Raw genomic sequence first — 10,627 nt, 5'->3', positions numbered from 1 at the left:
CGCCGGCACCTGGCAGAAGACGGCCGGCGTCGGCAACGCGAACTTCGCCACTGGCGTGACGCTGGACAATGCCGGCGGGACGGTGAGTGCGAGCAGCGGCGCGATCCAGCTCAATACCGGCGGCAATCATAGCGGTACCCTTAATCTGACGGGCAACGTGCAGTTCAACGGCGGCACGCACAACTTTGCAGATGGTAACGTAGTGAATGGCGCATTGAACCTGAATGGTGCAAACGCCAACTTCGATAACGCAACGATCAACAATGCTCTGAATTACACCGCTGGCAGCGTCGGCATCAATAGCGGCAAGACTTTGACATTGGCCTCTTCGAGCAGTGAAACCCTCTCCGGGCTCAACATAGGCGGCAATGGAACACTGCTCAACCAGGGAGCATTGACGCTCAACAATGTGACGCTGAGCGGTAGCCTGAGCAATCAGGGCACGCTGAACATCAGTTCCGGAAGCAGCGCGATCAACGGCGCGGCATTCGACCTGACCGGCGGCAGCGTCACCATTGCCGGCGGTGCGTCCCTGACCAAGAACGGTGGTGCTTTCAACTGGTCAGGTGGAGCACTCATTGGGGCGGGGAATTTCATTCCTTCGGGTGGTGCTCTCGTCAACGTCAATGGCCTTGGTGCACTAGTGCTCGACGGGCCGAATCTAAATGCCGACAGTTTCAACATTACGGGAGGTTCGCTCGATGTGCAGAGTGGTTCGCTGGGAATTACCGGAGGCAACCTGGCCAGCGGTTCTACGCTGACCCTCAGTGGTGGAACACTTACCAACAGTGGTGCACTGAATGTCGCCGGTACGCTGGACCTGGCGGGTGGCGCACTGGCTGGTGCCGGAACGCTGAACGTATCAGGCACACTCAACCATACCAGTTTAGGCCCCACGGTCATCCCGAATGCGCTTAACAACACGGGGCTGGTCAAGGCGGTCAACGGTACGCTCAGTCTGACGGGCGGGGGCTCGCATGCCGGCACCTTCCTTGCTAATAACCTCGCAACGATCGACTTTCAGGGTGGTACGCACAATTTTGCCGACGGGACGGTGTTCTCCGGGCCGGGCAGCTTCGACGGCGGTGGCGTACTTAATGTCACCGGCATCACGAGCGGTCTGCAGTTTGCCGCCGGGACGACGATCAATCTCAACGCGCTGGCTCTTGGTGGCAGCGGCAATCTGACCAATCTGGGCAGCGTAAGCGGCTCCAGCCTCACCTTGCCCGGCAATTTCACCAACCAGGCCGGGGCCAGCGCCAGCCTCACCAACGTCACGATAGCCGGCAACCTGTATAACCGGGGCAATTTCACAACCGGTGGTGTCGTTAACGTTGCCGGGCCGGTAGCTCAGCAACTGGGTGGTGTGATGACACTGCCCGCCAGCAGCACGCTGGACATGAGCAACCCGGCGGGCGTTTTCAGTTGGGTAGACGGCACCATCGGGGGCGCTGGTACGCTTGGCTTCTCGGGTGGTGGCACCTTCCTGTTCGCCGGGACGGGCGACCGCGTGATCGACGGGTTGAACTTCGCGTTCACTAACCTGACCCTGCCTGATGGCTCGCTGACACTACAGTCAGGCAGCCTCACGCTCAGCGGCGCAACGGTACTGCCTGCTGGCGTCGCCCTGAACCTGTTCGGCGGTACGCTGACTAATAATGGCTCGCTCGATGTTGCCGGTGCCTTCAGTCTGACCGGCGGCGCCTTTGGTGGTACGGGCAGTTTGACCATGTCGGGCGGCAGCCTGAGTCTGCCTGCGGGCAACTCGGTGGCGTGGACCAACAGCGGTACGCTGACCAACACCGGCACCTTGAACCTGGCCAGTTCGACCATCACCAACGCCATCGACAACCTGGGCACAATCAACCTCGGCGGCGGGCTGGTGTTCACACAGATCGTCACCAATACCAACACCATCAATGCGCAGGTGGGCAACGCGCTGTTTGTCAACGGGCTGATACAGAACGCCGGCAACATTGTACTGAACGGCGGCAGCCTGCAAGGCGACGTGACCCTGAACGCCGGCAGCATCAGCGGTACCGGCACGGTCAATGGCAATATGCTCATTGGCAACGCCACGATCGCGCCGGGCTTTTCACCTGGGGCCGTCACGATCACCGGTAACCTGAATCTGGGTGCCGCCAGCGTGCTCAATATCGAACTGGGCGGATTGGCGCAGGGAACCGGCTACGACTGGATCAACGTGCTGGGTACAGCCAATCTGGCCGGCACCCTTAACGTGAGCTCGTATGGGGCTTATATCCCGGCTGCCGGTTCCAGTTACAGCTTCATGAGCTTCGGTAGCAGCACCGGCAGCTTTGCCTCGACCAATCTGCTGAGCGGCATCAGCCTGAACAGTTTTGCCGGCTATCTCGAACTGCTGATGGTGGGTGGATCGACACTGGGGCTGTCGCCACTGCAGTTAGTCCTGTTCGACGCATTTACGGTGGGGCAGACGGTTGCCAGTTTCAACCGGATGCTGGTCAATGACACCGAGATCCCGATTGAGCAGTTGTTTGCCCAGTACGCACAGCTCGATGAAAAGGAGGCTGATTTGTCGAGCCTGAAGCAATGTCATTGATGCCGATGAAACGATAGTCTAAGGCCGGGTGAGGGGATTTTATGAGGTTTGAATCAACAAGAAGGTCGCGCGAGCAACACACAACCCGTCTGATGGAATAAAATGCCGTTCGACCGGGTGGCCGCTCGCCTGGTCGCCGGGTATCCCGGAGGGCAGGAGAGAACCGATAGTCGCTGGCGCGACCTTACTTCTAACTGGAAGCAAAATGACCGACCTCATATTTTACCAGCGCGTGGTTTCCCTCGACAAGGAAGAGCACGGAAAGCTCAAGCTCGATCAGGTCAGAAACCTTGATTTTGCCAGGAAGACAAATTCAGTACCACTGGTCATGGGCGAGTTTGTCGATGCGTCCAGGGATTTGCCCATCGTCTTTGTCAAGGGTGCCGATCAATCCTATATGCCGGTTGCACTGCTGGGACTGCGCGAGTCGGAGAACCTTTTCATCAAGCCGGATGGTCGTTGGGATGGGCGTTATCTGCCGGCATTCATTCGCCGTTATCCCTTTGCCCCGGCAGATACAGGCGATGGAAAGTTGCTGGTTTGCATCGATGAGAAAGCGGAATGCCTGGGTGTGGATGACGGAGAAGCCCTGTTTGACGAAAATGGCCCCAGCCCAACACTTAAAAATGTAATCGGCCTGCTGCAGGAGTATCAGGAGCAGGCCTTGCGAACCCAGGCGTTCTGCAAGCGTCTGGCGGACTACAACCTGCTGGTCGAGTCCAATGCCCAGGCCAGGCTGGGCGACGGATCCGATTTCCGCCTGTCTGGCATGTACGTGGTCGATCAGAACCGCCTGCAAGTGCTCGACCGGGACAAGGTTCATGACTTTTTCAGTTCGGGTGAGCTGGGATTGATCTACGCTCACCTCCAGTCGCTGGGCAATCTTCAGCAACTGGTCGAAAAACTCGCTGCGCGTCTGGGTAACTGAGCGTCTGTGAAAAAATCATTACTGCCTGATTTCCACGCTCGTCACCCCGGCGGATGCCGGGGCCCAGCCCGTTTATCCGATTGTTTTTATGGATATCGGAGGAAGCTGCTGGATTCCGGCTTTTGCCCCGAAGGAAGCACTCCTGGGGTGCGCCGGAATGGTGGCTTGGGCGGTGTTGATCAAATAATTCACTGTCTCTGATTGGGGAGTGCGCGTGGGTGGTCTTGTAAAACAATGTCAGGAATGCCGATGAATCAATCTTTCGATAGTGGCCGTAGCTTGCTGCGCAAACTGTGGGTTGCTTCACTCGCTGCCCTGTTGCTGGCGCATGGAGCCTTTGCCGCGCCGATTGCCACTGTCGAGATTACCGACGGCACGGTCTTTGTTGCCCGGGCCAGCGGCAAGCGCAGCATCGTCGCCACCGGCTCCACGGTCGAGGCAGGCGATACGCTGACTACCGAGAAGAACAGCTATGCGCGCCTGCGCTTCACCGATGGCAGCGAGTTGGCGGTCCGACCCTCGTCTTCGCTGCTGGTCAGCAACTACCACTTCCAGGAACATCAGCCGAACAAGGACAATCTGGTCATGCGTCTGCTCAAGGGCGGCATCCGCAACCTCACCGGACTGATTGGCAAGCGTGGCAATGAGAACGCCTATCGCCTCGATGGCGCGACGGCTACCATCGGCATTCGCGGCACGGATTTTGTGGCACGCATTTGCGAAGCGGATTGTGCTCAGGACAGCAAGGCTGGTGACACCGGCAAGAGAAGCGTTGTGCCGGTCTCGGCTAACCCGATTGCCGCGCGTCTCTTCAGCGCCGAAGGGCAAGCCATGGTGACCCCGATGGGTGGGCAACCGAAGCCGCTGAAAGTCGGTGACCCGGTTTATCGGGGCGATACGGTCGAGAGCGCCTCGCCCGGTTTTGCCACGCTGGTATTGAGCGATGAAACGCGCGTCGTCCTCAGTGCCGGCAGCCGCTACACGCTGACCGCCTATCGCTACAACGCCAAAGCACCGGATAGCGGCACCATGATTACCGACCTGATCAAGGGTGGACTGCGCGTCGTCAGCGGGTTGCTCGGCAAACGCAAGCCGCAGCAGGTGAAGTTCGACACGGTAACGGCCACCGTCGGTATCCGTGGCACCAATTTCGATCTCGTCTGCGCGCCCTCGGGCAGCAAGAATCCGCAGGACTACACTCCGGAGTCCAGCGTTGCGCTGCCCTGTGATCAGGCGCTGTATGCCACCACGCGCGATGGCGAGATCGAGATCAAGTCGGGCCAGCACACCCTGGTTGTGCCCAAGGGTCAGACCGGCTATGTGGACGCACCTGGCGCCACACCCCTGCTGCTGGCGGAGACGCCCGGCTTCATGCGTGACAATTCGGCGCCCAAACCGGAGTTGCTGGATATCGACTTCAAGCAGTTGTTTGGTCTCGATGGCAACAGCATGAGCGAGCCCGGCCTCTATGTCGAAGTCAAGGAGGGTCGCGTTGAAATGACGCAACAGAATGGTCAGCAGATTACGCTCAATGTCGGCGAAACCGGTTTTGCCGGGCCGGAAGGCACCGAGCTTTTCAGGCTCGGATCAACGCCATCCTTCCTCGACCGTGACGCCTACCTGCGCGACCTGCGCGTCGATCCGGTGAGTTGCAGGGCAAATTGAACATAACAAAATACGTTCTGGGTTTATGGCTCGCCCTGTCCTGTAGCGGGCTTGTACTGGCCTATGAAAGCGAGCCGAAGTTCGCAATACGCGCCTATGTGGTCGAGGGAAATACCGTGCTAACGGCCGATGAAATCGACAGCGTGCTGCGGCCTTTTACGGGTGAGGCGGTCGATTTCGAGACGATCCAATCGGCCATCGGCGCGCTTGAGGCGTATTACGATGCGGTAGGGTATGGTGCGGTCAAAGCCCTGTTACCCGAGCAGGACATCGAGGACGGCACGGTTCGTCTGCGCATTGTCGAAGCCCGGGTCGGGCGCATTCAGGTCGACGGTAACAAGTTTTTTTCGGAAGCGAACGTACGCGCCAGCCTGCCCGCGCTGCAGGAGGGCGAACGCCCGAACATGCAGCGGATCAGCAGGCAATTGCGTGTAGCCAACGAGAATTCCGCCAAACAGACCAATCTGGTGCTGCGTCGCGGTGAGCAGGAGGGCGAAGTCGATGCGCTGGTGCGTGTGGCCGATGAAAACCCCTTGCGTTTTGCCCTGACCGCAGACAACACCGGCACCCCGGACGCCAATGGTAAATACACGACGGGCGAGTATCGCACCGGCCTGCTCGTACAGCACTCCAACCTGTTCGACAGCGACCACATGCTGTCGATGCAGTACATCACCTCGCCCGATCACGTCAAACAGGTGACGATCTTTGGCCTCGGTTATCGCGTTCCGCTTTATCAGTCGGGCAATGCACTCGAGTTTGCCTATGGTTATTCCAATGTCGATTCGGGCAACCTGACGACGGCAGCGGGCAACTTCGGCATTAGCGGCAGTGGTCAGATCTTTGCTGCGCGATTCGAACAGTATCTGCCGCCGTGGGGCGAATTGATGCATAAACTGGCCTATGGCTTCGATTACCGGGCCTACACCAACAGCGTCAAGGCCAATGATCGCGGGGGTGAAAGTCTGGTCCCCGATAGCACGGTCCATCCGGTGTCGCTGACCTATTCCGGGAATCTTCGCCTGAGCGGGCAGGAGCTTTCTTTTTCGCTCGGCGTGGCGCAGAACATTCCCGGTGGAAGCGACGGAACCACCGAGGCCTTTAACCGCCCTGGCGGGCGGCAGGGAGCCGATGCCAATTACCGCTTGTGGCGTTATCAATTGAATGGCACTCAACTGCTGCCCGCCGACTGGATGCTGCGCGGCGTTGTGCAGGGGCAGGCGACGCGCGATGCGCTGGTCAGCGGCGAGCAGTTTGGCGCCGGCGGAATGGATTCGGTGCCCGGTTTTTATGAGCGCCAGGTCGCCAACGACTACGGCCACCGTTTCGCGGCCGAGTTGTACACGCCGGATCTGGGCAATGTATTCGACACCCCCGAGGTGCGGGCGCGCCTGCTGGTTTTTTATGCGGCGGCGCGTTTGTATCGCAACCATGCGCTGCCCGGCGAGGTACAGCAACAACAGATTTCGAGCTACGGTGTCGGCCTGCGTGCCGGTTACGGCAAGCGGGTGAGCCTGCGCCTGGATCTGGGTATTGTCGATCAGGGCGGTGGCGTCATGGAACCGGGCAGCACCATGCTCAATGCAAGTATAGTCGGTTATTTTTGAGCAGCAAGGTTGTCAAACCGCCCAGCGGCACATGCACCCAATCCGGCCGGTTGTCCAGTTCATAGCGCAGTTCGTAAAACGCCTTTTCCAGTTCGAATAGTTGTAACAGGTTGGCCGCCGCCTGCGGGTCCTGGGGGTAAACCGGGCAAGATCGCACCGCTTCGCCGTAACCCGCCAGAAAAGCCGTCCGCCCACGCCGTTCCCAGTCGATGACAAACGGTTCCAGCAAATCAACGCTTGCCGCGTTTCCCGCCACTGCCTGAGTCAAGGCGCAGTTGGCGGCATAGTTGAACGAGCGCAGCATGCCGGCCACATCCCGCAATGGCGAATTCTTGCGGCGGCGCTGCTCTAGGGTACGGCCAGGTTCGCCCTCGAAGTCGATCAGGACGAAATCCTCGTTGACCAGCAGCACCTGCCCCAGGTGGAAATCACCGTGATACCTGGTGATCACCGCTTCTACCGCCAGGGGGAGCAAGGCCTGAATCTTCGCCAGCAGCGCAGGGCGAGCTGTCAACAGCCCTTGCGCTTTGGGCTGCTGGTCGCGCGCCAGATGCGGCAGGTGTCGTTCCAGTTTTTCCAGAGTCTGTGCCGCTTCGGCGCCAGCCTGCCGCACCCAGTGCTGCAGGTCGGCGGAGGTGATCGGCTGCGGGTCGAATGCCGGATCGCCGCTCGGTGTGGCGAGCGCGCAGTGCAACCCGCCAGTGCGCCGACCGAGGGTCGATAACTGCCGCAGAATTGCCTCATGGCAGGTATCGAGTTGCCTCCGCATCGCGTCGGGTTGGTGGCGACACTCGTCCAGAAAACGACTCAGGCAGGCGAGCGTATAACTCCACGCATCGCCCGGGCTGGCGACCAGCCCCTGCACCAGCGCCAGCGTAGTGAGCGTGCCGTCGTTGTCCTCAAATTCAAGCGCGCCGGCGAGCGGCGCGATGTAGCGATAAGAAGCAACCTCGGTCAGGAAGCGCCCCATCTCCAGTTCAGGATTGATCCCCGCCCATAGCCGCCGGCAAGCCTTGAGAAATAGCCGGTCGCCAAGCCGGAGCGTGGTGTTGCTGCTCGTCGCAGTCGCCGGCTGCACCGGCAATGGCGTGGAACCATCCCCGGCGAGCCGGGCAAAGTCAGCACTCGCAGAGAATTTCAGGCGACCGCAAGATTGCGGAAAGAATGCCTGTTGGCGCATCGCTTCCAGCAATTCATTGCAGAAAGTCTCGTCAGCGTAAGCATCGTACAGGATTCCCTGCCGGCCATCTTGGCTGACCCTGGCCAGCGTATCCGGCTGGCGGGCTGCCAGGGTTTCAAGGCCGTCCTCTTCCCAGGCCAGCGCCAGCGGCAGCGAGTAGGTCTGGCTTCCGGCATGCGGCAGATTGACCTGCACTTGCAGAAACAGCCATTTCCGCTTCCAGATCGCCTGCCGGGAGATGACAACATGCTCGATTCGCTCACCCTTGGCGGCAAACCAGCGCTGCTGCACCATGAAATCCGGCAGCACGACCCCGGTCAATTGCGCCTGCAGAGCCGTCGCCATCGCCAAAGTGGCTTCGTCCCCACGGTCGGTGAAAAAACTCTCCCAACCATCGGAGACATGCAGCAAGGGCAATGGGGTATACGGAGTCATCGGGCGCTGCTTGTCATATCTGATGGTGCATTCCAATAGGGCCATGAGTCTGAAGGCTTGGGATTTTGATGCGACTTAGGCGCAAGGATAACCAGGGATCGGTATCCCGCTTTGTGGAAAGGGAGGAGAGCGGCGTGGTGGAATTCGTGCTGCATAGTTTTCGATATATGGGATTTGCATTAAAATTTCGTTGTTTTCAGCTTGTATTGCTATTTTGGCGGAAGCGGTACCAGTGGTAACTGAGGCCGCCGATGACCCAACTGGACCAATCTCACTATACGCCCCAATGGCTCCACGTCGAAGTATAGTCCGACAATGTCCTCGTCTGAACACCCCAATCCGCCAAGGCTTTGATATACGAATTGATTATCGGTGTGTTTGCGGCTTTCCAAGGCATGGCACGAGTACTTCGTTATCCTATGGTGCGGAATGACTCAAGCCGCAAACGTTTCCCGGATTGGGATTACCTTCAATCGCCTATCAGAGAAAGAAGCTTCAAACGGGTAAATTTTCAGCCCGGTAAATTTTGCTCTCCCTGGCAGGATGTCATGAGCGCTGTTCCGAACGTTCATGAGTAAGGATCGTTGGGTAAGTTACAATGATTGCTCGGAGGTAAGCATGAACCGTTCTCACGCCATATCATTGCTCGCACAGAGCAAACCAGCCTTGACGGCCCGATACGGAGTAACGCGCCTCGCTCTGTTTGGCTCAACCGCACGCGACGCGGCACGATCTGACAGTGATATCGATGTTCTGGTGGCCTTTGATGGACCAGCAACATCGGAACGCTACTTTGGTGTCCAGTTTTATCTCGAAGACTTGTTCGGCAGCCCGGTAGATCTGGTAACCGAAAAGGCTTTGCGCCCCGAGTTGCGTCCATTCATCGAAAGGGAGGTAGTGCATGTCTGACAACGCCCTCCGCGAATGGCGTTTCTACCTTTACGATATGATCGGCTTTGCCGAGAAGGTCATCACCTATACCGAAGGCCTTGATCAGTCTGGGTTTATCGCTAACGGGCTAAATTACGACGCCACCCTGCGAAATCTCGAACTGATCGGCGAGGCCGCAACGCATATTCCGGATGCCGTACGAATTGCCAATCCAGATCTACCGTGGCGGCTCATTATTGCTACCCGTAACCGTCTGATTCACGGCTACCTTGGAATCGACAACGATACATTGTGGAGCATCATCGAAAGCGACATACCGGTGTTGTTGCCAAAACTTCGGCACTTGGCGAGCGTTTGACCTGAGAATAGAATACTTAGGGAGTCTATAACTCACTCGCGCGTACTTAAGAATTCTGAATAGTATTTGAATTCGATCAGCTAGTTTAAACGCTGAATTGGCTATAACCATTGCAATTAATGGTCATCTGGCGGAAGCGGTGAGATTCGAACTCACGAAAGGTTGCCCTTTGCCGGTTTTCAAGACCGGTGCAATCGACCACTCTGCCACGCTTCCAGTTTGAGACTGCAGGTTGCCTCGCTGCGGCGGGGCGTATGATAACACGTTACAAACTGTTACCCCCTGTCTTGCAACTTGTGGCACCCTTGCTTGGTCTCAAGACGGAATTCAGTAATTTATTTTGGAGGAAATTTCAATGCAACCGCAATTTCAGATGACCGGTCAGGCCACTCAGGACTTATCGCTGCAACAGAACAAGGTCTTGCGCAACACCTACATGTTGCTCGCGTTGTCGATGGTGCCAACGGTAATCGGCGCCCTGCTTGGCGTGCAGATGGGCTTCTCGTTTTTTGCCGGCAGCCCGATGATTTCATTCATGGTGTTCATGGGCGTCGCCTTCGCCTTCATGTGGGGAATCGAGCGCACCAAGAACAGTGGCATGGGCGTTGTTCTCTTGCTCGGCTTTACGTTCTTCATGGGCTTGATGCTCTCGCGCATTCTGCAGGTTGCCCTGGGTTTCTCCAATGGCGGCTCGCTGATCGCGACGGCCGCCGGTGGTACCGGTGCCATCTTCTTTACGCTGGCCACCGTGGCCACCGTGACCAAGAAGGATTTCAGCTTCCTCGGCAAGTTTCTTTTCATCGGCGTGATCGTTGTGCTGCTCGCCGCCGTTGCCAACATCTTCTTCCAGATCCCGGCCTTGTCATTGACCATTTCGGCTGTTGCCGTGATGATTTTCTCGGCCTACATTCTTTACGACATCAGCCGGATCGTGAATGGCGGCGAGGATAACTACATCTCGGCAACGCTGGCGGTGTACCTC

General features: G+C 58.1%; 8 protein-coding genes and 1 tRNA gene. 7 read left to right on the top strand and 2 right to left on the bottom strand.

Going from position 1 to position 10,627, the window contains the following annotated elements; all coding sequences use genetic code 11:
• The 4 genes from JNM42_RS06920 to JNM42_RS06905 all read left to right on the top strand — a co-directional run.
• A partial coding sequence (locus JNM42_RS06920; RefSeq protein ID WP_294267950.1) for a hypothetical protein occupies positions 1 to 2,581 on the top strand: 2,581 nt, incomplete at its 5' end.
• 205 nt (positions 2,582 to 2,786) lie between these two features.
• Complete coding sequence (locus JNM42_RS06915; RefSeq protein WP_294267949.1) at positions 2,787 to 3,509, top strand: SapC family protein; 723 nt, start codon at positions 2,787 to 2,789, stop codon at positions 3,507 to 3,509.
• Between the two features lie 249 nt (positions 3,510 to 3,758).
• Positions 3,759 to 5,174 carry a FecR domain-containing protein gene (locus tag JNM42_RS06910; protein ID WP_294267948.1) on the top strand — a complete coding sequence of 472 codons (1,416 nt, stop codon included), beginning with the start codon at positions 3,759 to 3,761 and terminating at the stop codon, positions 5,172 to 5,174.
• Positions 5,171 to 6,781, top strand: coding sequence for a ShlB/FhaC/HecB family hemolysin secretion/activation protein (locus JNM42_RS06905; RefSeq protein WP_294267947.1), 1,611 nt, complete (start codon positions 5,171 to 5,173; stop codon positions 6,779 to 6,781). Before JNM42_RS06910 ends, JNM42_RS06905 begins: the two co-directional genes overlap by 4 nt.
• Here JNM42_RS06905 and JNM42_RS06900 read toward each other — a convergent pair.
• Entirely contained in the window at positions 6,753 to 8,396 is a 1,644-nt protein-coding gene (locus JNM42_RS06900; RefSeq protein WP_294267946.1) for a putative maltokinase, read from the bottom strand. The two genes, JNM42_RS06905 and JNM42_RS06900, sit on opposite strands and share 29 nt — an antisense overlap.
• A gap of 618 nt (positions 8,397 to 9,014) precedes the next feature.
• On the opposite strand from JNM42_RS06900, the gene JNM42_RS06895 reads away from it, so the two are divergent.
• On the top strand, positions 9,015 to 9,305 hold the full coding sequence (locus JNM42_RS06895) for a nucleotidyltransferase family protein (RefSeq protein ID WP_294267945.1): 291 nt from the start codon (positions 9,015 to 9,017) through the stop codon (positions 9,303 to 9,305).
• A complete protein-coding gene (locus tag JNM42_RS06890; RefSeq protein ID WP_294267944.1) occupies positions 9,298 to 9,645 on the top strand; it encodes a DUF86 domain-containing protein in 348 nt (115 codons plus the stop codon). Before JNM42_RS06895 ends, JNM42_RS06890 begins: the two co-directional genes overlap by 8 nt.
• Positions 9,646 to 9,773: 128 nt before the next feature.
• On the opposite strand, the gene JNM42_RS06885 is transcribed toward JNM42_RS06890, so the two are convergent.
• Positions 9,774 to 9,861: transfer RNA gene (locus JNM42_RS06885), tRNA-Ser, on the bottom strand.
• A 139-nt stretch (positions 9,862 to 10,000) separates the two neighbouring features.
• On the opposite strand from JNM42_RS06885, the gene JNM42_RS06880 reads away from it, so the two are divergent.
• The coding region (locus tag JNM42_RS06880) for a Bax inhibitor-1/YccA family protein (protein ID WP_294267943.1) at positions 10,001 to 10,627 on the top strand (627 nt) is incomplete at its 3' end.

The sequence above is a fragment of the Propionivibrio sp. genome (assembly GCF_016790145.1).
Classification (GTDB): Bacteria; Pseudomonadota; Gammaproteobacteria; order Burkholderiales; family Rhodocyclaceae; genus Propionivibrio.
Note: the sequence above shows the minus strand (reverse complement) of the source record. Positions and strands in the feature narration are given on the sequence as shown.

Coding starts and splice junctions, on each gene's coding strand:
- JNM42_RS06915 (WP_294267949.1), top strand. CDS start 2,787: ATGACCGACCTCATATTTTACCAGCGCGTGGTTTCCCTCGACAAGGAA.
- JNM42_RS06910 (WP_294267948.1), top strand. CDS start 3,759: ATGAATCAATCTTTCGATAGTGGCCGTAGCTTGCTGCGCAAACTGTGG.
- JNM42_RS06900 (WP_294267946.1), bottom strand. CDS start 8,396: ATGACTCCGTATACCCCATTGCCCTTGCTGCATGTCTCCGATGGTTGG.
- JNM42_RS06895 (WP_294267945.1), top strand. CDS start 9,015: ATGAACCGTTCTCACGCCATATCATTGCTCGCACAGAGCAAACCAGCC.
- JNM42_RS06890 (WP_294267944.1), top strand. CDS start 9,298: ATGTCTGACAACGCCCTCCGCGAATGGCGTTTCTACCTTTACGATATG.